Consider the following 21,163-nt stretch of genomic DNA (forward strand, 5'->3'; position numbering starts at 1 on the left):
TCTCCATGTGCAGAATGAATTCATGCTGGTTCAGTAAATGCATTTTCGTATACTCACCCTGGTCATTTAGAAACGGGCCTGATTTTTTCGATTTATTTCGGTAAGAATTGGCTCATTTAATCGCCAGGTACCCTCTGATTTCCCGGGAACAATCAATGTATCCCAGGTTGGATACTGAACTGTGCTGAATATTTCTTTTAGTGAGGCGTACGGTACGAGTTCAAAATGGAAATTCGCTGTCTTGAGCAATTCCGACTCTGCCACATCCGGTTTTCCAGCAGCAAACGCAGCCAGTAACTGTTGCACGACCTTCGCCTGAGACGTGGAGAGGGTATAAGGCAAATGTATCCCCATCCCCATCCCTGTCTCTTTCCTGGGCCCAGGCCAGCGGAACCTAAAACTATCTCCCTTGGACCAGTCGGGATGCTGCTCCGCGAGTTTCCGGAAATCATGACGAATCGTTTTCCTGACAATTTCACCAGACTTCACCGTGACCTGCGAATCAACATATTGAACTGGTTGTCCTTCGATTACCCAACCAGCAGTATTACTGACGACTTTCAGCATGTAGTTGCCGGGAGTCATTTCGAAAATAGATTTGCCCGCCATAGACTTTTTCATCATCCAGGGTTTCTCTACCGGATTCTGTGGAGCATCCACTAGATTGACCTCTACCTGCAAGCCAGTCTCTTTCGATAGAATGAGTGCCCCCCCTGCTGCTCTCTTTTTTGCAGGCTGATTACTGACATTTCCAAACGGATTCCCTGTCGATGGCCTATTAATTTGAGGCTCCGCCAGTCGCCAGGCACCTGTTTCTTTCCCAGGGACGATCAGTAGATCCCAGGCGGGATGCTGTCCGTCATTAAACACGTCTTTCAGTGATTGCAAAGACTCTGCCTCCTCGCCTGCCGGGACCACTGGCAGGAGGACCTTCTCAGAGACTTCCGGTTGATTGGTGGCATAGGCCTTGAGCAGTTCCTGCACGACCTTTGCCTGAGGCGCGGTAAGTGTAAATATCTGAGCCCCCCCCATTTTCCAGTCAGGCCAGCGAAACTTGAACAGCCCTCCTGTGGACCAGTCCGGGGGATTCTCAGCCAGTTTTGCATAGTCCCGTTTAAGCGTGACGGGAACCACGATCGCCCCCGGCTTCACTTCGACCTCAGCCAGATCATATTTTGGATTTCCTCCCTCAACTTCCCAACCGGCGTTTTTACTGGAAACGCGGATGAGATACTTCCCAGCGGGTAGTTCCACCAGCTGTGGCTCCAGAGTAAAGAATCGATCGGCAAAACCGAAGACACCATCTTCCGGGCCCACCTGCATCGGATCAACCGGGAAAACGCCGGCCCGCAGACCGGGCTCTTGCCCACTGAGTAAGATCGCCCCAAGCTGATCCTTACCTGTTGCAGATTCCTGTTTATTCAGCTTATTCTTCTGAACTAAAATACGCGGAGAATAAACCTCCCTCTTCTCACCGGTTTCTGGTGAAATGAGCGTCACTGGTTCCTGGTCATCAATTTCAAAAACCTTTTGCTCTCTATTGACATACTCTGCTGGACCAATTTGCCCCATCAACCACGTGAGTGCAAACATGGCCGCCAGCAACGCGGTCACCCAGCCCATGATATTCCAGGGATTATTTTTCGCAACAGAAGCTGCATTCCGTTTAATGAAATACGCGGCGACAAACATTCCGCTGAATACAGCCAGCCTCAATCCCCAGGTACTGATCCAGATTTTCTCAAATTCTTGCAGATGAATCCAGATATGTACGTAAATCATCGAAACCAACAGCATGGAGAGGACAAACATGCCCCCCAGGATGACCCGCTTATTGGAGCGACGATGCTCGCGAACAAACGGGGCATCGCCGGAGGTGACAGGTGGTTGCTCAAGGTTACCTGCCACCGGAGTATCACGTCGTTTTAAGTAATGCGCAATGTACAATAAAATGCCAATCGGCCCCAAACATAAACAAGCCAGCAAAAACAGGCCATCCAGAATCTTCTGTGATTTTGATCCCGGTTTCACAATTTTCTGCGCCCCATATAGCAGTACCAACATTCCTACCGGGCCAAAGATCAGCAGAGAAAGTAATGCCGTTTCCATGATTTTGGACTGCATATGCATTCCGGCTGACATTCCAGAGATCCAGATGAACAACGGCAGGAGCATCATAATGCCCCCTACCCAGACAGCGGCCCAGTGATTCCAGCTTCCCCGGGGTGCTTCCGTGGGAACCGATTTCGTCACAGAATAGGCGGACGTCCCCTGCAATTGATCATTGCGCGATGCAGTTCCCAATGCCCGACTGCGTTCCATCAGATACCCTGCTGTCACAAACACTCCCCCCACCAGGGAGAAAATCAAGACCGGCACAAAATACCTTTCTCCCTGAACCAGGAACGCAGGCTGGTAGACTCCTGTCGTAAACATCCAGTAAAACAAAACCATCATCACCCAGATCACAATTCCGGTCCCCGTCAGAGTACGAGCATCTTTCTGTTTCACTGCCGCGACATATTCAGCTCCCTGTTTTGAAATATGCTGCCACTGTCCCCAGATAGCGAACCCGGCAACAGCCAGCACGCCCAACACCGAAGCCGCCAGGATCGATGCATGCACCGATTGAAATTCTGATCCGGGGGGGGCAGAACGGATGACTGCGGTAGTGATAAATGACAACGCCAACGTCATAAACATCGCCAGTATTGACAGAAACCATGTTAAGAAAGGGAGCGGTTTTTTATCTGCTCGATTCCAATAGACTATTGAGGCTATAGACAAAATAACTATGAGCATGACCGTGAATTTCATAATTTTATTCATGGTCTCAAAAGTCATACTCGATTCGGGAGTGCTGGGACTGATCATCTTCAATCCGATGATCGTTCCTAATACCAGGCCCATCACAATGGCAATGATGTAATTTGCCGGTGTTTGCCCTCTTTCCAACACCACAGAGGTCGCAGTCCTGACCGACTCTGTTTGTTTATCCTGCACTTCGACAGGCTCTACTGATTGTTGCTGTGACTGCCCCCACTGAGGATAACGTTTACGCAATCCCCCCACAAAATAAATTGTGAACCCAATCGCAAACAGAATATAGAGCAGAACTCTCGGAAAATCGGGAATCATCCCCAGATAAAACAGCATCTGCATCACCCACGTTCCGCCAGCTGCTGCAGCGGGCATGAAAAGGGCATCAGACATACGCAATGACAAAAAAGGTTCAGCCTGACGGTGTTCTGCTTCATAAACAATCAAAGCAATCAAAATCCCCAGGAAGATACTACTTGCTGCAGTCATCAGAAATGAATATGCAGCATGCGCTTCCGAAAACAAAATCATCCCCGCCAGAAATAATATGGCGTATCCGACTGGCATAAATACCCGCGGATCAGTCTCCATTGTGAATGGATTTTCTCCCTGTGGATGATCCACAGAAACGGTTCCTGTGTCGGGTGCCATTGTTTCCTGTGGCTGTGGTTGCGGCGGTTTTCTCTCAATCCGTGGTACTGCACCTGGCTGCTGCACAAGAGCCAGATGTGCCCCCAGCAATTCGGCAACTTCACTCGCAGTCTGTAAACGATCTTCGGGGCGTTTTTCGAGCAGACAGTTGATAATTTCGCTCAACCAGGGCGGAATATCTTCGTTGACATCTGCAATCGGGCGCGGAGTATCATCACACACACGACGAACCACCGCAGCCAGGTTACTGGCACGAAATGGCGAACGTCCCGTACACATTGCATACAGCACAGCCCCCAGGCTGAATAAATCACTCCGCTGGTCAATCCGATCCCCTGTCGCCTGCTCGGGAGACATATATTGGGGAGTGCCTGAGACTTCTCCGGTCTTCGTGATTGTGACATCATCGACGGCCCGGGCCAGTCCGAAATCGGTAATTTTGACCCGCTCGACACCGTTTTCCAGAAGAATATTGGCTGGTTTGATATCGCGATGAATCAACCCCTGTTTGTGAGCAGCCGCCAGCCCCTCTGCGATCTGACTGCCAATCCGCAGGATCTCTGTTACTTTGAGCGACCCCACCTTATCGAGCTTCTCCTGCAGTGACTGGCCGACGACATACTCCATTACGAGGTAAGGCAGTTTGTCTTCATCAACGGCATGAATCGTCACAATATGGGGATGGCTCACCGCAGCGGCTGCTTGTGCTTCCCTGATAAACCGTTTCTTCGCATTTGGATTCACCGCCAGTAAAGGTGACATGACTTTAATAGCCACAATGCGATTCAATTTGGGATCCAGGGCACGAAAGACAATTCCCATGCCCCCCTGTCCGATAATATTGTAGATCTGGTATTCACCGAGTGTCCCCAGCAGATTCGGGTCAGCTGAGGGCGTCAGAAATTCCAGACTAAAAGGTTGCACTTCTCCTGAATCGACGGGCGACTTTTCCAGGAAACTACCGGCATCATCATAAGCCAGCAGCAGCGCTTCGACGCGACGACGTTGTTCCCGATTGTCGCCGCACATCTCTTCCAGAAAAGCGGCCCGCTCTGCTGGTGTCTTTTTTTCTAACGCGACCAGAAATAAACCTTCGACTGATTGTGGATTTACATTCTCACGCGTCGGTTCAAATTCCGGATTTTCGGATGCAGGATCGGACATGATTTCATTTTTCGTCAGGATGGAGGACCCCATCAGGCTCAGAATTGATTACGGAACATTCCTTGTTCCCCCTCTATTGAATCATGCGATTTTCAGATCTGGCGCGCCTCACTAAATCAGAAATAAAAAGTGTTTCTATCAGAAATGATTTATTGGCGGGCAGGTAGAATTCGCCGTAAACACATACTATCAAATCGTTTGATCAGTGTCAGACTTTATTTGAGAAAACAGCCACGCACGCGAATAAGCCCAGTATCGCGCTGCAGTCGCGCGTGAAATCCCCAGTACCTCGGCCGCTTCCTGCTCACTTAAGCCAGCAAAGTAGCGCAGCTTCACCAGTTCTGCTTTTTCCGGACTCTCTTTCGCAAACTGAGTCAACGCCTCATCCAGCGCCAGCAGGTCGTCAGGACGTTCCAGCGCCGGTGCTGCAATCTCGGGCAGATCGACCCGCGCATGCTCGCCGCCATGTTTCAACCGTTTTTTTCTGCGGGCGTTTTCAATCAGGATCCGCCTCATAGATTCCGCAGCAGCTGAGAAAAAATGTCCCCGATGATCCCATCGCTGTTCGCTTACATCCCCAACCAGTCTCAAATAAGCTTCATGAACCAGTGCCGTCGCCGTCAGTGTCTGTCCCGGCGGTTCGTTTGAAAGCTTATGCCGCGCCAGTCGCTGCAGTTCCGCATACACGATTGGCAGCAGCTGATCCGTCGCCGCGACATCGCCTGCTTCCAGAGCCTGTAAGATTTGGGTTACATCCTGCATGCGTTGAACTCGAGTAATTTAAAAGTTAGAGACGGGTAAAACAAAATGTTACTGGCCAGTGTAACCTGTGGGACAGCCCATGCAAATCAGAATTACATTTCCCACCAGGCCTGTGATCAGTTAACATGAGAGCTGATGCGTTGGATGACTGTCTTCGGTCATCTTCTGAATTTTGATTTTCAAACTCAATAGCGACCTTCAATCAGAGAAAGTTCAGAACCTTGTACCGTCCTCAACAGTGTTTTGCCTGGTGCCTGCTGATCAGTGGGCTGGTCATGTTTGGGGGGCAGTCCGTGGCAGCAGCCGAGTGGGGGACATTGTCGGGAAAGTTCGTCTATACAGGCACTCCTGTCAAACAAACGGATCCCAGAATCCCTGAGGACCAGTCATTGATCATCGGACCACAGGGGGGCATCAAGAATATCTTTGTGTTTATCAAGGACCGAAGATTCAAACAGGAACTGATTCATCCGGACTATCAGAAGCTGCCGGATCAGGTTGTGATTCAACATCAGGGAGACCACATCGAACCGCATGCTGCCGGTCTCTGGCAGCCGCACCAGAAACTGGTGGTCCTGAATAAAACCCCGCATCTGCATCTGACACACTTATTTCCCCTTAAAAATCACCTGCCTGATTCGCTTCATGAAATCCCGAATCGTAAGAAACTCATCCAGTTTGAACATGCAGAACTCCTTCCCATGCAAATCAAATGCGATATCCACCCCTGGGAAAGCAGTTACCTGCTCGTTCAGAATCATCCTTATTTTTCCATCACGGATGAAACCGGCACGTTCCAGATTAAAAACCTGCCTGTCGGGGAATGGGAGTTTCGTGTCTGGCATGAAAGTGCAGGACATCTGGCGGCCCGGGAAGAATGGCAGCGAGGACGAATCAAAATACAGATCAAACCCGGTAAAAATGATCTGGGCTTGGTTAAAGTTTCTCCCGAATTATTTGAGAAAAAGACTGTCGGCAAATAAGAATCAGTGACATCTTCATGTTTCTGTGAATCCTCTTTTATGTAAAGTTAGCTGATGCGATCATTCCTCTCCCTGCTCTGCCTGACTCTGATCACGCCGGTCGCTCCCGCTGCAGAAAAACCGGCCACAATCAAAAAATCATTTGAATCCGGCATTGTTTTGACATTCGACGACCGGTATGTCGACCAGTGGGTCCAGCAGATCCCTCTCTTCAAAAAGTATGACGCGCATGTCACATTCTTTGTCGATCACTTTTACACACTGAAACCCGCGCAGATTGCCGGATTGAAAAAGCTGCAGAACGCCGGCCATGCCATAGGCAGTCATAGCGTCAATCATATTAAAGCCGTCGACTATGTCGGTACGAAAGGCATGAAAGCGTATCTGCAGAATGAAATCGATCCTTCCGTCAAACGGCTGACAGAAGCTGGCTTTAAGCCAACAGCCTTCGCCTATCCCAGCAGTTCCCACAGTGAGGAAATTGATGTAGCGCTACTCAAAACGTTCCGTCACTTAAGGGGAGGAACAGGCCTCACTCCTGGCCAGCGGATGCGCGATCTGAAAACCATCTTTACTCCCGTCGACCAAATCGCCAGTCGAGGCTGTCTGATCGGAACCGGCATTGATTACGCCGGGACGGATAAACGACCTGACTGTCTCACTGAAATTAAAGATGCGATGGACCACGCCAAACAGCGCGGCGAAATCGTGGTGTTTTATGCGCACAACATCAGCGACAAGGGACCAGGACATCATCTACAGCCGCGGGCACTCGAAGAAATCCTGGCACACGCGCAACAGATCGGACTGCCGACACTGACTTATGATGACCTGCCATAAGCGACTTATTTCTGCTTGACCTTCGTACCCAGCTCCACTTTCTCCGCCCAGGCAAACCAGTCTTTCGACATCTGCTGCACCCGTTCCGGCTGCTGCTTTGCCAGATTTTTCGTTTCACACCGGTCGGCACTGATATCGTACAGCTCCCACTCCCCGACTCCTTTGTCCCATACCAGTTTCCATGGCCCCTGCCTTAACGCCCGATTCCCAGACCAGTACCAGGCCAGCGAATCGTGCAAGGTTTTTTCTTCCCCTTGTAAGAGAGGAAGTATGCTGGTTCCTTCCACAGGTAGAATCTCATGCCCCTGGTATGTTTTTGGATATTCTGCTCCTGCCATCTCCAGAAAACTGGGCATCAAGTCAATGATATGAGCCGGGCTACGGTTGATGGATCCCGCTGGTACTTTGCCCGGCCACCAGGCAATCAGGGGTGTGGAGATGCCTCCCTCATGCACCCACGATTTGTACCTGCGGAACGGGGAATTCTGAGCCCAGCCCCAGGCAGGGCCGACGGCGACGTAATCATCTTTCGGCCCGGGAGTTCTCTCCTGGGGATTGCGACCTCCAGGTTCTTCACTGCAGCCCCCATTATCGGAAAGAAACAGTACCAGCGTATTGTCGAGCTGCCCCGTCTCTTTGAGCGTCGTCATGATGCGGCCGATATTCTGATCCATACTGTCAATCATCGCTGCATAGACGGCCATCCGCTGATCTTCAAATTCCTGATTCGCCGTCTCCCAGTCATAGGCACGACTGTCACCTTCCGAAAGAGACCAGTTCTCTCCGGCAATTCCCATTTCCTGTAGACGTTTCCAGCGATCCTTTCGCATCTGATCCCAGCCCATTTTGAACTTACCCACATACTTCTTTATGTCAGCCGGTTTCGCATGTAGCGGATAATGAGGTGCTGTATAACACAGATGGATAAAGAAAGGCTGCTCGTTGTCGCTGTATTCTTTGATCATACCCAGCGTATGATCGGTAAACGCATCGGTCGTATAATAGCCTTCTTTAAATTCGGTAACCGCCTTGTCATCGTGACCGAAGCTGCGAATACCCGCCCGCTTGTAGGGAGGATCGGAAATCGTCGGGTCGAAGAAATTACAGCAACCGTCCAGCACACCATAATACGAGTCAAAACCACGAAAGAACGGATGTGTGGTCTTGTCGTAACGATTCAACCAGCCCCCCGGCTTTTCGCTCTTGGCATAGCCCTGCGTCTTCATCAAATGCCATTTACCACTCAGGCCAGTATGATATCCAGCCGTTTTCATCGCTTCCCCCAGTGTTACCATGTTCTGACGCATGTGCCCCCCTTTACCGAAGCGGGGATACAGGCCGGTCAAAATCGACGCCCGGGTCGTCGTGCATTTTGCATTGTTATAAAACTGCGTGAACCGCATCCCTTCCTCTGCCAGTCGGTTCAGATGCGGCGTTTGTACTTCACCGCCATAACAGCCGATATCGGAAAAGCCCATGTCATCACACATGATGAGAATGATATTCGGCTTCTCCGCAGCGGACAGCGAAACGGGTGAAATAAATAGAAGAAAGTAAATCAGACAAATTGACATGGCAGGGAGCGAGCGTCGGTAAAGCATAAGGTCTCTTCAAATCCAGAGGATGATTGAAAACAACAGGGAATGACCTTCCATTATAAGTCCACTTCAAACACCTTACAACAATCGAATCTCGGAACCGTTCCCGCATCTCCGGAAATGCAGGAACCTGCGAGTTCCGAATTGATTCCGGTACTCACTCAGGTTACAGTTTACTGATACGGGCTCTGATTCTGTATATCCGTTTTCATACGTCAGTCAGCCTCTCCGGGAGCAAAGAGATGAGTTTTTCCAGACACACACAGTCACGTCGGGATTTTCTGAAAACCACAGCCGCTGGCACCACAGCGGCTCTGTTCGGGGCGCCGGCCATCCACGCTGATTCCAAAACCGATTCCCGCGTCATTCTCGGCTCAGGAGATCACAAATATGAGGTCACACACGACTGGGCCCAACTGCCTTCCGAATTCACCTGGCAGACAACACACAATGTTGCCGTCGATAAAGACGGATTCGTCTATGTAATACATGAAGGTCGCGCCGAGCAGACTGATCATCCTTCGATCTTCGTATTTGATCCCAAGGGAAAATATGTTCGTTCGTTCGGAAAACAGTTCCAGGGAGGCGGGCATGGACTGGAAGTGCGCCAGGAGGGGACTGACCAGTTCCTGTATGTGACCGCCTATCAGCATCTGAAAACGTTTGCCAAGCTGGATCTCAAAGGGGAAACCGTCTGGCAGAAATATGCCCCCATGATTTCAAAATGTTATGCCGAAGGGGAAGCGACCAATCCGGAGAAAGTCTGGGGCCGCGATCGTTTCCTGCCGACCAACTTTGCTTTCCATCCCGATGGTGGTTTTTATCTGGCCGACGGCTATGGCGCGTATCAGATCCACCGCTACGACAAAAACGGACTCTGGCTGTCTGCCTTCGGAGGAGAAGGAAAAGAAGATGGTAAATTCAAACTGCCCCACGGTCTGTGGATTGATGACCGAACAGGACGCGAACCGTCAGTCGTCGTCGCCGACCGCGCAAACGCCCGCCTGCAGTGGTTCACGCTGGATGGCAAGCATCTGCAGACCATGACCGGCTTCATTCTCCCCGCCAACCTTGATACCTACCAGGACCTGCTGCTCGTCCCTGACCTGGCTTCCCGCATCACACTGCTTGATAAAGACAATCAAGTGATTGCGCAGCTGGGCCAGGACAAGGAATGGGAAAAAACCATGAAATCTGCCAAGCCTCGCATGCGGGAAACCCCGGATCAATGGCAGGTTGGACGCTTCGTACATCCCCATGACGCCTGTTTCGATCAGAATGGAGATATTTTCGTCGCCGAGTGGGTTGCCACCGGACGCGTCAGTAAACTGAAACGACTCAGCTGACAACGGCCTGCTGAATCGTCATTCGCCTCACCTGAATCATTGAATGCCACTAGACTCTCACTTAACAATAGAAGCCACAACATGAAACAGATCTCACTGGTACTGACACTCTTGCTGTTTTACTGTATCCCCTCACTGGCAAACGTTGATTCACCGACCCCCAAAATTAAATTGAGTCCGGAAACGGAAAAACGCTGCCTGGAAGTTCTACGGGAAGCTATAAACAGCGATGAGTTCTGGCCATCAATGCATGCCGCAGAAGCGTTGACCCTGGCTGGCAAAGGGGATGAAGTCCGTCAGATTATTGAACCCAAACTCAAAACCGAAAAGGACGACCAGCACCGCTGTGGCCTGGCTCGCGAACTGGTCCGTGCCGGCGACCGCTCCAAGGCCGCCATCATGTTTCAGATTCTCGCCGGTAAAGATTCCCATGGCCACGTACATGCCTGCGAATCGCTCTACAAAGTCAACGAACTGGGCGATGGGATTCTGATTCGTGAAGCGATGAAATCTGACAATCCTAAAAAGGCAATGATGGCTGCCGCCCTGCTCTGTCGCTGGGGCAATCCGGAGGCCTTTAAAGTCGTTCGTAAATTCCTGCAAGACGATGATGTCAGCATTGCCGCGACGGCTGCCTGGATCATCGCTCGCATAGGCGATAAACAGGACATTCCCGCTCTCAAAGCCAATCTGAAACGGACCAACGATCCCTTCACCCGCGCGTATTTTGAGACGGCACTCGCCATGCACGGTGATCCGGAGGGCTTAGCAGCCGTCAAAGCTAATCTCTCCAGCGATAATGCAGCCGTCAAAACGTATTCTGCCATCTTTGCCGGCGAAGCGGGAGCGACCAACCTTAAAGAAAAACTGATCAAACAGCTCAGCGATAAAAACCGGGATGCCCGTATTCGCGCCGCCCAGGCTTTGATCGTCTTAGCCAAAAGTGAACCTCCCCAAGACGAAATTGTTGTCAATGATGTCTATGAAGCATCCAAAGAATATCCCCGCTACAGCGAAGGCTCCATCCTCCCCTTAAACGATGGTTCGCTACTGTATGCCACAACTCAGTTTATCGGCAGTGGCTCAGACTTTGCGACCGCACGCATCATCGCGAAAAAATCTACGGACGGCGGTCGTACCTGGGGAAAACAGCGTGTCCTGCAGGAAAATACGGGTAAGAAAAACGTGATGTCGGCGACACTGCGATACCTGGCTGGACCGATGCAGGAAAAACGCCCCATCGGACTGTTTTATCTCAAGAAAAATACGCTGTCCGACCTCAAAGCCTATCTCAAAGTTTCAGAAGATAACGGCAAAACCTTCGGACCACCCATCGAAATTACAACGCCCCCCGGTTATCACGTGATGAACAACGACCGAATTACGATTCTCTCAAATGGTCGCTGGCTGGCCCCGGTGGCTTCGACCCCCGATGTCCACAAGAACAATCACTTTGTCTGCACTTGTTTCATTTCAGATGATCAGGGAAAAACCTGGAAGCAGTCCAAAGACAACGTCGACTATGCCAAACGGGGTGCGATGGAACCGGAAGTCTTTGAATTGAAAGACGGCAATGTGCTGATGATTTTCCGTACGCAGTCTGGTCATATCGGTTCCAGTCTCTCGAGTGACAAAGGTGATACCTGGAGCAAACCCGTTTCCTGGGGTGTGCGGGCTCCTGAAGCCCCAGCCACACTGCGCCGCATTCCTTCCACTGGCGATCTACTACTAATCTGGAATGATAACTTTGAACCCGGCGCTGGACACAGCGGAAAACGAACACCGCTGACTGCTGCCATCAGCGATGATGAAGGCAAAACCTGGAAGCTCAAAAAGAATCTGGAGACGGATGCAGACCACACCTATTCTTACATCAGTCTCACATTTTACCACGGGCGCGCCGTCATGAGCTACTATGTGGGAGACGAAAACCGCATGATCTCATCCCGCTTTCGTTCAATGCCACTCGCCTGGTTCTATCAACCAGAGGCGGACTGATTTCGAATCATGCTCCCCGTTTCATTTCGGATGCGGGGAGCATGTTCGTTTTAGCGAGTCGAGCTACTTCCTGCCGATGCAGTACAGCATTTCCTGTCGCTTGCCGTCCCCTTCCTGAGATACCCGCATATAAATCCGGCTGTCACAGAACGTGGGAGTCGCAAAAACTTCGGTTCCCAGTTTGTTTTCCCCCAGCAGTTCAAATTCTTTGGGACTTGCTTTGAAGATATAGGTTTCGCCTGCTTCGTTGGTCACATAAATTCGATCATCCACCAGAACCGGAGACGAACTGAACGTGCCCCCCAGACGCCCTTTCCAGATCTCTTTACCGGTTTTCACATCCCAGCAGACCGCGACCCCGTTGTCAGTCACCGAATAAATTTTGTTATCCTGAATCAACATGGAAGGCACATACATGCGGTTGCTGTTCTCCCAGACGACCTCACCTGAACCATCGGCTTTGACAGCAGCGATGTGATTCTTGGGATAACCGCCACTGGTCAGAATCAACTCTCCGTTCGTCACCGTCGATGTCACACATTCAGTCGTAGCTCCTTCAATTTCCCAGAGTTTCTTCCCGGTCAGCGGCGCGATCCCGGTCACCAGATTACAGCCGGTCATCAGTACCTGTTCTTTGCCCGCCACTTCCAGAATAATGGGCGAGGGATAATTAGCGGTAGCGGGACGATCTATTTTCCAGACCACCATTCCGGTCGCGCGGTTCAGTGCAGCAACCGCACCGCCCCCTTTGTTGTCCGCTGATACAATGACCAGATCCTGATAAATGGCGGGCGAAGAGCCATAGCCCTGGTGAATGATGTAGTCTGTGATCTTCGTCTGCCAGATCAATCGACCCTCCAGCGACAGTGCGCTCGTATACGCGGCTCCGTTGTTGATGAAGTTGATATAGACTTTCGTCCCATCACAGGCGACCGTTGATGAGGCGTGCGTTGATTTCTTATTCCCCTTTTTGCTTAAACCACCGGTGAAGACTACGGTTTTCCAGAGTTGTTTTCCGGTCTCCCGGTCATAACACAATACAAACTGGGTCTCGTTTTCCGTATCAGCCGAAGCCAGAAAGATCCGGTTTCCCACAACCGTCGGTGAGCTATAACCTCGACCTTGAATCGGCGATTTCCAGAGAATGTTCTCCGTCGCGCTCCATTGGAGCGGTGGATTCTGACTTGAATCAGCAATGCCGTTTCGTGCGGGGCCCCGCCACCAGGGCCAGTCAGACGCTTCCACCTGGATCGGTTTCGGCTTCAAAGGTTCCTGTTCTTCAGCAGGGCAACTGATTGAAACTGAGAGAATCGACAGGCAGAAAATCAGGGCTCGAAACATGGGTGTGCTTTCTTCAGGAAGGTACGACTGCGAAGTTGTCCAGATTGTGGCAAGAATGGACTTTATTGTAAGCGGTCTGTACTCAATCGCAAGCATTTTGACCATTCAACAAACAATCAGACCATGATTGCTCAGAGGAAAGCAAGGGGTTAAGATGAATCTCTGATCATCACGCTACTACATGACTCTTACGACATTGACCAGGGAGCTGAATCATGCCATTGAATGCTGTTGTCTATATCATATTCACACTCATCCTGTTTTGTGCTCCCCACAGCAATCTATTCGCTCAGAAAAAAGCGGATTTGAAACGGGAGTCTCTCGACTTTCGTATTCAGCTCACTACTGCCACCAAGGGTTATGACGGCAAGACCTGCTGGGTGCATGCCCGAGCCGGTGCGATTCCCGTGGGCGCGCCCGGCAATGATCTCGACAATCCGATTGTCGTAATGACAATGCAGAAATTGCTGCTCTCAGGTAGCGATATCTTCTATGCCTTGAATTCCATGCGGACCAATGACCTGGGAATTACCTGGCAAGGTCCTGTCGAACAGAAAAACCTCAGTCGTCACAATCTTCCCGATGGAGGCGAAGTGGTTGTCTCCGACTTCTGGCCACAATGGCACGCCAAATCAAAAACCCTACTCGGTATCGGGCATACTGTCCGTTATTACAATAACCGTATTGACAAGAAAAAGAACATCCGCGTTTCCTCCTATGCGATATATGATCCTGATAAGAACCTCTGGTCCCCCTGGAAATCTCTTAAGCTTCCAGATGGTCCGGAATTCATCAGCAGCGGTGCCGGCTCGGTGCAACGTTATGATCTGCCGAACGGTGACATCCTGCTCCCTGTCTATTATCAACGCCCTGAAAGAAAATACTCTGACGTGATGGTACTCCGCTGTCGCTTTGATGGTCACACACTGAAATACATTGAGCATGGTAACGAACTCTCCATCGACGATGGCAGAGGTTTTGCGGAACCTTCCATTGCGAAATTTGGGGACTGGTTCTATCTCACGCTGCGGAACGACAATGCCGCATATGTCACTCGCAGTAAAGATGGACTGCATTTTCCAGCGCCACAAAAGTGGACGTTCGAAGACGGCAAGGATTTAGGCAGTTACAACACTCAGGCCCATTGGGTTACTCACACGGACGGACTGTATCTGGTCTACACCCGCCGCGGTGCAAACAACGATCATATCATCCGTCACCGCGCCCCGCTGATTCTGGGCCGTGTTAATCCCGAAAAGATGGCCATCATTCGCGACTCTGAACGTATTCTGGTTCCGGAACGTGGCGCCCGCCTGGGCAACTTCGGCGTCGTCGATGTCAACGAGAACGAAACCTGGGTCATCGTCAGCGAATGGATGCAGCGCTTCGGCCCGGATTATGTGATGCCCGTCGACAATAAGTACGGTTCGGATAATAGTGTATACGTCTCCAAAATTCTCTGGAAACGTCCCAACAAGTTTATGAAATAAATATCAATCGAACTGATTTTCTGACACATCAGAGCGAAAACAAAGCCTAACATAAACGGCACTTGATATATCATTCGTACGCATGGTAGGATAACAGCCATCCAAAGAGACGAAGTATCTACAGTCAGCACGCCCCTGAAGGAGAATCGTTATGAGTCGCTTGAACCGTCGTGAGTTTCTGGGAACCGTTCCTGTAGTCTGGGCCGGGATGTCTTCTCTCAGTCAGGCTGCTTACACTGCGAATGACAAAGTAAATGTTGCACTCGTTGGCTGCGGTGGACGAGGACGGGGGCTGGGCAGTTGGTTTTCGAAACTTCCCGACAGTCAGCTGGTTGCGGTCTGCGATCCCGACCAGAGCCGTTCAGGACAGATGGCCGATCAGATTGAAAAATCAGGAGCGAAGCGTCCCAGACAGGTTGAAGATTTCCGCACGCTGCTCGACGGGAATGAAATTGATGCGATCGCCATCGCCACCCCCGATCACTGGCACACACCGGCTGCCATCGTGGCCTGCCAGGCCGGTAAGGATGTGTACGTTGAAAAGCCCTGTTCACATAATATTCATGAAGGTCGGCAGCTGGTGAATGCGGCTCGTAAATACAAACGCGTCGTGCAGCATGGCACGAATCTCCGCGCGACTCCCGTATATCAGAAAGCCTGGAAACAGATTCAGGATGGCGCCATCGGCAAAGTAATGATGGTGAAAGCCATCAACAATCAGCGCCGAGCCTTGTATCCTGTCCGCCCCGATGAACCAGTCCCCAGTGGAGTGAACTATGATCTCTGGCTGGGTCCTGGAAAAAAACAACCATTCAACCGCAATCGATTCCATACGGCCTGGCATTGGACCTGGGAATTCGGAACCGGTGATATCGGCAATGATGGAGTACACCAGATCGACATCGGTCGCTGGGGCATGAATCTGAAAGCACCGAACGCGGTCTCCTGCAGTGGCGCCAAGCTGGGTTCCAAAGGGGATGCGCAACAGACACCGGACACAATGGTCGTTACCTGGGAATACGATGACCTGCTCTACGTCTATGAACAGCGCGATTTCACTCCTTATCGTCTGCAGGCCCATCGACACGATAATGACAACATATTCTATGGCGATAAGGGTTTCATGATGGTCGATCGTTCGGGTTACCGTATCTTCTACAAACACGAGCGCGGCCCTGCATTTGAAGAGAAATGGCAGGACACGCCGACTCATTACCAGAACTTCATCGATTGTGTGAAGAGCCGTAAATCAGCCGATCTGCTGGCAGAAATTGAAGAGGGGCACTATTCCGCCATGCTCAGTCACCTCGGCAATATTTCGTATCGTACCGGCAGGCGACTGGTCTTCGATCCCAAAACCGAAACTTTCCCCGAAGACAAAGAGGCCAATCAATATTTGTCCCGCCAGTATCGAGACGGGTATGAACTGCCTCAAGTTTAAATTCCGAATGATCTTCAACAAAGATACAGATAAAGAGAAAGCAGATTCATGGCAGACAAAGCAAAGGTTGCACTTATCATCAGTGAAACGTCTGCGCATCTCGGCGCGTATTTCCCGGCACTCGCCTCTTGTGAAGACATCAGCGAAGTCATCCTCAGCGATGAAGGTCAGAAGCATGTCGAGGAAGCCCGCAAAAAGCTGGGTGATAAACTCACGCGGGTCTATAACAGCCCTGCAGAACTTTTTCAGAAAGAGAAGCCGGATCTGGCGCTGATTACGCTCGAAGCCGGTAAAGCCCCCGCAGCGATTGACATCGCGCTGGATCACGACTGCCCTGTCTTTGCAGAAAAACCTGCCTGTACGAATATCGATGCCTTTGAAGCTCTGGTGCAGAAAGCGGACAGCAAACATCTCAATCTGATGCTGGCGCTGGCCAATCGGAACAATCCCGAAGTCAAAGCTGCCCGCCGCATGATTCGCAAAGGGACGCTCGGAAAGATTTACGGCATCGAACTCAATTTCATTGCCGACCAGACCCGCTTGACCAGCAAGAGCTATCAGTCCGGCTGGTTTGCACAGAAAGCACGCGCAGGGGGCGGACACCTGATCTGGCTGGGCATTCACTGGCTTGACCTGGGCATGTATATTACCGATTCCAAAATTACCGATGTCAGCGGTTTCATCACCAATATCGGTGGTCAGCCTCTCGATGTGGAAGATTCAGCCGCTCTCAGCCTCAAGTTCGACAAAGGCTTCCTGGGGACGATGACCTCCGGATATTATACCAATCGAGGTAAACAGTCGCTGATTAAAATCTGGGGCTCCAAAGGCTGGCTGGAAATGGATTACTCCACCGGCAAGCACCTGCAATGGTCTCTCAATTCAGATAAACCAGGCACGGTCCATAAATTCGAAGAATCCATTCAACCTCGTGGCTACTCCCCCTGTGTGCATGCCGCCGTGCGATCGGTTCTGGATAAGGAACCTCCCACGCTCGACAGCCACGACAGTCTGCAGGTGTTAAGAACCATCTATGCAGCTTACAAGGCTGCTGAGATCGGAGAGACGCAACACATCCGTATCGACTGAAGGGTTCTTCGCAACTACTTAACGCTGTGAATAGGTGTGTCCCAGATCATTCGTGCGAATGTCTTTTAATTTCTCGGCGAGTTTCTCTTTAAACACCTTCACTGTCAACTGGTTTTCCGGTCGTTCAGCCAGATTGGTAAACTGCCGTGGATCATTCTGCATGTCATACAATTCGATTCCACCGGAAGCATCTTCCTTGTATTGGATATAGGCCCAGCGTTCATCTCGCAGTAGAAAGCCACGGTTCCCCTTGTTTCGCGGGTCCACGCTGAATGCGGTATCACGCACGCGCCTGGTGGGATCATCCAGGAGTGGTGACAGATCTTTGCCCTGAATACCAGCCGGAATCTTTAAACTACATAGGCTGCTGATGGTGGGATATAAGTCCAGCAACTCAACCAGCGAATTACAAACCGCGGGCTGCTTGCCGGGTACACTGATGATCAAAGGAACTGCCGCCGACTCTTCATGCAGACTCACCTTGGCCCAAAAGTCATGTTCGCCTAGATGATAGCCGTGATCGCTGGTGAAGATCACGATCGTCCGATCCTCAATGCCCGCCTGTTTGACGGCATCTAGAACTTTTCCCACCTGTGCATCCATGTAGGCCACCGATGCCAGGTATCCACCCACCGCTTTTTTCTGACGTCTGACATCCATTTTCATATTCAAACTGGTTTTGTAATTAATCCCCAGCTTGGGAATGTCAGCCCAGTCTCCATCCACTTTTTCAGGCAGCACATGTTTGGAATAGGGCAGAAAAGGAGGAAAGTAGGTCTGCGGCGCGACAAATGGTACATGCGGTCTCACAAAACCAACGCCCAGAAAGAAAGGTTCGTCTTTATGTTTCGCGATCAGTTCGACTGCTTTCCGCGCAGTCTTACCGTCAGAGTGCACCAGATCATCGCCGTCTGCTTCAACTACTACGAACGTATTTCCTCCGACCGCGGGTTTCTTTCCATCCGGGTTGTTTTCCAGTGTTTCCCCATTCCCGGGAGCAGTCCATTCAGGGCCCTGGCTGTTGAATCGCTCGGTCCATGAAGCAGGATCATCAGTGCCATCGTTTCCTTTTTCAATATCACCGGGAACACCCATGTGATAAATTTTACTGACGCGGGCTGAGTAATAGCCGTGATTTTTGAAATGTTGCGCCCAGGTAGGACGGTCACCAATATACGCCCGCGGGCTTACATAACCGTACGCTTTAGAGGCATGGGGATAATACCCCGACATAAAAGAAGCTCGGGAAGGACCGCAATACGTCGCCTGACAGTAAGCATGCGTGAAACGCGTCCCCCGGGCTGCGATGCTATCGATGTGGGGAGTCTGACATACCTGATTCCCATAACAGGAGAGCGCGGTTGCCGTCAGATCGTCTGAGATAATAAACAGCACGTTATATGGTTTTTCGGCCGCATGAATCTGGTTCGAGCAGAACAGCAGGCAGCAGGCAATAAACTGAAAAGCAGACAATTTCATCGTTCACCCTGGCGATCAGAAGAAAAGAATACCGATGCAACATTTTTCGTCACAGCAAACATTCATTCTATGATCCGCAGGAACAGGTCACAACTCTCTCAGTCATAATCGCCAGCTGGAATGACATCTACGAATGAGACCCCCACGCGCAGTTCATCGAAGTCCGTGGAATAATTACTGACGATCTTAACCCGTTCGATACGCAGGTCAGGTGCCATCAGTCGGAGATCCACATCTTCCAGATCAGGATTCTGATTCAGGGGGGGATTCAACCAGAGATCCACTTCCTCCGCGCCCGGGCGAAACAGAATCCGCACAATAATTAATGCAGCCTGTCCGGAGAGGACCTCACTCGAGGCGGTATTGATTTCGGTACCATTCACCTGGCCCGCCGCCGCCCAGTTACCGCGGTCCGCAGACGCCAGTTTGCCAATTCGCAAGCTGGATTCTTCATTTCCGAAATCGAGATAAGCATAACGACCACCGCCAGCGTTGTCATAGGACTGCGCCATGAAGCTCAGCCACAGAATTTCTCCGTCGGCTCCAAATCCTTTGGAGTCTGACAGTGCATTAGGCACCTGTTGCAAATCGATATGACGAACGGCGATGGTTTCAGAACCTGCCCCCGAACGATACTGTCCTCCTTTGGTTAACAGCATGTTGCCATACTGATCGGAAAACCCGAGCTGTCCAAACAGCCGCATATCGTTTTTCCCAAGATTCGCTTTCTTGGTATCGTGCACAATCGCAGATCGATTTCGTCCTTCATCATCCCAGGAACCAGCCCAGCCGACTCCACCTGTCAGATCGTTAATTCCCTCTGATTGTTTTTCACCCAGGAGATTCTCAGAATAATTGAAGCCTTCATAGATAAATGGCTGAGCTGCTTTCCGCGCCATGAGAAATGTTTTTTTGACATAGTTCGACTCGAAGTTGATCGGTTCGAATGCCTTGTCTTCATCATAAGGCAACTGAAAGTCTTTGATGAACATCACCGAGAGATTAATGGTCGACACAATGCCAATCCCGATTAACAGAAACCAGCGCCAGGTCAGGATTCGCTGTCCTGGCGCTGGTTTCTGTTTTGTTTTAGGTTCAGGCTTTGGTGGCACGGAATTAATCTCAATTTCCGTTTCCGCCGGCAGAATCAATGGCTCTTTGAGTTGTTTTTCCCGCTCACGTGCCTGTGCTTCACCAATCGAGCGAACCTGGAAACGCTCTCGCAGGTAGGAATGCAAAAACACGCGACGAAAGGCCTGGTCAGCATTTTCGCTGTCCGTCTTGATCCACTGCTCGAGCTGTCGCGCCTTTTCTTCGGAGAGCTCTTCCCCATCAAGATAGGCATCAATATCTTCGAGTGCAGTGCTTTCTGTGAGTTCCGTTTTAGTTTCCGACATTCGCTTCACCGGCAGCCCGCTTTTGAACACAATCCATCAATGTGGTCCGAATTCGGGATAATGTTACTCGCACTGATCCCATCGAGGTTCCCAATTCGTCGGCAATCTGCTTTGGTTTTAAATCATCTGAATAGCGTAAACCAAGTAAACGCCGCGAACGCTCTGTTAACTGATCCAGGCAATACTCCAGTAAATCACGTTCTTCTGTCATTAACTGCTGAACCCGGGAGCAGGCATCTGCTAAAGCATCCATCGCTTCTCCCATGAACAATACCCGGTCACGACGCTTGCCACGATAAAAATCAGCGATTTTAATCTTTGCGATCCACAGGGCCCAAGGCAGGAACGGACGAGAGTTGTCATATTCGTCATAGCGGATTGCAATTTCCGCAGCAACATCCTGGAGCAGATCCTCTGCATCACTGAATTGAGGCGTGGAAGCCACTACAAATGCCATCAGAGAGGGTTGAACTTTCACCCAGTTTCGTGCGAGTTCAGCGCGGCTTCGCGCAGACTCTGTTTGCAGCGTTCTTGTTTGTGTCGCATCCATCGGGCACGTACATCTTTTCTTTAACAGTTAGTTTATTTTTTAAAGTAATGCCACCAGATGAAACAGAGCGATAGCGAAATTCTGGTCTGAGAGAAAAACTGTAATCTGGGCATTCACCAATAGCAATATTTTATATTGTAGTAGAATGTATTAAGATTAAATGAAGATACCGGAAGAACTTTAAATCATTCAGGTAAAATTCCGAGGTTAGCAC

14 protein-coding genes are annotated in these 21,163 nt (G+C 50.7%); 7 read left to right on the forward strand and 7 right to left on the reverse strand.

Going from position 1 to position 21,163, the window contains the following annotated elements; genetic code table 11:
• Nucleotides 1-66 precede the first annotated feature (66 nt).
• Together Pan161_RS16590 and Pan161_RS16595 are read right to left on the reverse strand one after the other, a co-directional pair.
• Nucleotides 67-4,635, reverse strand: coding sequence for a serine/threonine-protein kinase (locus tag Pan161_RS16590; protein ID WP_197995359.1), 4,569 nt, complete (start codon nucleotides 4,633-4,635; stop codon nucleotides 67-69).
• Nucleotides 4,636-4,824: 189 nt separating this feature from the next.
• Nucleotides 4,825-5,397 (reverse strand): ECF-type sigma factor, encoded by a 573-nt coding sequence (locus Pan161_RS16595; RefSeq protein WP_145228906.1) that lies wholly within the window; start codon nucleotides 5,395-5,397, stop codon nucleotides 4,825-4,827.
• 221 nt (nucleotides 5,398-5,618) lie between these two features.
• Between Pan161_RS16595 and Pan161_RS16600 the strand changes: the two genes are divergently transcribed.
• Together Pan161_RS16600 and Pan161_RS16605 are read left to right on the forward strand one after the other, a co-directional pair.
• Nucleotides 5,619-6,380 carry a hypothetical protein gene (locus tag Pan161_RS16600; protein ID WP_145228908.1) on the forward strand — a complete coding sequence of 254 codons (762 nt, stop codon included), beginning with the start codon at nucleotides 5,619-5,621 and terminating at the stop codon, nucleotides 6,378-6,380.
• 54 nt (nucleotides 6,381-6,434) lie between these two features.
• Entirely contained in the window at nucleotides 6,435-7,220 is a 786-nt protein-coding gene (locus Pan161_RS16605) for a polysaccharide deacetylase family protein (RefSeq protein WP_145228910.1), read from the forward strand.
• A 5-nt stretch (nucleotides 7,221-7,225) separates the two neighbouring features.
• Here the strand turns inward: Pan161_RS16605 and Pan161_RS16610 are convergent, their stop codons facing one another.
• On the reverse strand, nucleotides 7,226-8,821 hold the full coding sequence (locus Pan161_RS16610; RefSeq protein ID WP_145228912.1) for an arylsulfatase: 1,596 nt from the start codon (nucleotides 8,819-8,821) through the stop codon (nucleotides 7,226-7,228).
• Between the two features lie 239 nt (nucleotides 8,822-9,060).
• Here Pan161_RS16610 and Pan161_RS16615 point away from each other — a divergent pair, with 239 nt between their 5' ends.
• Both Pan161_RS16615 and Pan161_RS16620 read left to right on the forward strand, forming a co-directional pair.
• A complete protein-coding gene (locus Pan161_RS16615) occupies nucleotides 9,061-10,164 on the forward strand; it encodes a twin-arginine translocation signal domain-containing protein (RefSeq protein WP_145228915.1) in 1,104 nt (367 codons plus the stop codon).
• A gap of 81 nt (nucleotides 10,165-10,245) precedes the next feature.
• The gene (locus Pan161_RS16620; protein ID WP_145228917.1) at nucleotides 10,246-12,162 is read left to right on the forward strand and encodes an exo-alpha-sialidase; all 1,917 of its coding nucleotides are present in this window, start codon (nucleotides 10,246-10,248) and stop codon (nucleotides 12,160-12,162) included.
• A gap of 63 nt (nucleotides 12,163-12,225) precedes the next feature.
• Here the strand turns inward: Pan161_RS16620 and Pan161_RS16625 are convergent, their stop codons facing one another.
• Entirely contained in the window at nucleotides 12,226-13,503 is a 1,278-nt protein-coding gene (locus Pan161_RS16625) for an outer membrane protein assembly factor BamB family protein (protein WP_145228919.1), read from the reverse strand.
• Nucleotides 13,504-13,718: 215 nt separating this feature from the next.
• Here Pan161_RS16625 and Pan161_RS16630 point away from each other — a divergent pair, with 215 nt between their 5' ends.
• The 3 genes from Pan161_RS16630 (at nucleotide 13,719) to Pan161_RS16640 (ending at nucleotide 17,523) form a co-directional block, all read left to right on the forward strand.
• Complete coding sequence (locus Pan161_RS16630) at nucleotides 13,719-14,993, forward strand: sialidase family protein (RefSeq protein WP_145228921.1); 1,275 nt, start codon at nucleotides 13,719-13,721, stop codon at nucleotides 14,991-14,993.
• Nucleotides 14,994-15,144: 151 nt separating this feature from the next.
• Nucleotides 15,145-16,434: a Gfo/Idh/MocA family protein gene (locus Pan161_RS16635; RefSeq protein ID WP_145228923.1), complete on the forward strand. Its 1,290-nt coding sequence runs from the start codon at nucleotides 15,145-15,147 to the stop codon at nucleotides 16,432-16,434.
• Nucleotides 16,435-16,482: 48 nt separating this feature from the next.
• Nucleotides 16,483-17,523, forward strand: a complete 1,041-nt coding sequence (locus tag Pan161_RS16640; RefSeq protein WP_145228925.1) for a Gfo/Idh/MocA family protein — start codon at nucleotides 16,483-16,485, stop codon at nucleotides 17,521-17,523.
• 18 nt (nucleotides 17,524-17,541) lie between these two features.
• Here Pan161_RS16640 and Pan161_RS16645 read toward each other — a convergent pair whose 3' ends face one another.
• From Pan161_RS16645 to Pan161_RS16655, 3 genes are all read right to left on the reverse strand, one after another.
• On the reverse strand, nucleotides 17,542-19,002 hold the full coding sequence (locus tag Pan161_RS16645) for a sulfatase (RefSeq protein WP_197995360.1): 1,461 nt from the start codon (nucleotides 19,000-19,002) through the stop codon (nucleotides 17,542-17,544).
• A 98-nt stretch (nucleotides 19,003-19,100) separates the two neighbouring features.
• Nucleotides 19,101-20,399, reverse strand: a complete 1,299-nt coding sequence (locus Pan161_RS16650; RefSeq protein WP_145228927.1) for an anti-sigma factor family protein — start codon at nucleotides 20,397-20,399, stop codon at nucleotides 19,101-19,103.
• Complete coding sequence (locus Pan161_RS16655) at nucleotides 20,386-20,949, reverse strand: sigma-70 family RNA polymerase sigma factor (protein WP_145228929.1); 564 nt, start codon at nucleotides 20,947-20,949, stop codon at nucleotides 20,386-20,388. Before Pan161_RS16655 ends, Pan161_RS16650 begins: the two co-directional genes overlap by 14 nt.
• Between the last annotated feature and the right edge of the window lie 214 nt (nucleotides 20,950-21,163).

Source organism: Gimesia algae, from assembly GCF_007746795.1.
Lineage (GTDB): Bacteria > Planctomycetota > Planctomycetia > Planctomycetales > Planctomycetaceae > Gimesia > Gimesia algae.

What these genes read in the sequence shown, in the direction of transcription:
- Pan161_RS16590 (WP_197995359.1), bottom strand. Translation starts at nt 4,635, where the DNA reads ATGTCCGATCCTGCATCCGAAAATCCGGAATTTGAACCGACGCGTGAG.
- Pan161_RS16595 (WP_145228906.1), bottom strand. Translation starts at nt 5,397, where the DNA reads ATGCAGGATGTAACCCAAATCTTACAGGCTCTGGAAGCAGGCGATGTC.
- Pan161_RS16605 (WP_145228910.1), top strand. Translation starts at nt 6,435, where the DNA reads ATGCGATCATTCCTCTCCCTGCTCTGCCTGACTCTGATCACGCCGGTC.
- Pan161_RS16610 (WP_145228912.1), bottom strand. Translation starts at nt 8,821, where the DNA reads ATGCTTTACCGACGCTCGCTCCCTGCCATGTCAATTTGTCTGATTTAC.
- Pan161_RS16615 (WP_145228915.1), top strand. Translation starts at nt 9,061, where the DNA reads ATGAGTTTTTCCAGACACACACAGTCACGTCGGGATTTTCTGAAAACC.
- Pan161_RS16620 (WP_145228917.1), top strand. Translation starts at nt 10,246, where the DNA reads ATGAAACAGATCTCACTGGTACTGACACTCTTGCTGTTTTACTGTATC.
- Pan161_RS16625 (WP_145228919.1), bottom strand. Translation starts at nt 13,503, where the DNA reads ATGTTTCGAGCCCTGATTTTCTGCCTGTCGATTCTCTCAGTTTCAATC.
- Pan161_RS16630 (WP_145228921.1), top strand. Translation starts at nt 13,719, where the DNA reads ATGCCATTGAATGCTGTTGTCTATATCATATTCACACTCATCCTGTTT.
- Pan161_RS16635 (WP_145228923.1), top strand. Translation starts at nt 15,145, where the DNA reads ATGAGTCGCTTGAACCGTCGTGAGTTTCTGGGAACCGTTCCTGTAGTC.
- Pan161_RS16640 (WP_145228925.1), top strand. Translation starts at nt 16,483, where the DNA reads ATGGCAGACAAAGCAAAGGTTGCACTTATCATCAGTGAAACGTCTGCG.
- Pan161_RS16645 (WP_197995360.1), bottom strand. Translation starts at nt 19,002, where the DNA reads ATGAAATTGTCTGCTTTTCAGTTTATTGCCTGCTGCCTGCTGTTCTGC.
- Pan161_RS16650 (WP_145228927.1), bottom strand. Translation starts at nt 20,399, where the DNA reads ATGTCGGAAACTAAAACGGAACTCACAGAAAGCACTGCACTCGAAGAT.
- Pan161_RS16655 (WP_145228929.1), bottom strand. Translation starts at nt 20,949, where the DNA reads ATGGATGCGACACAAACAAGAACGCTGCAAACAGAGTCTGCGCGAAGC.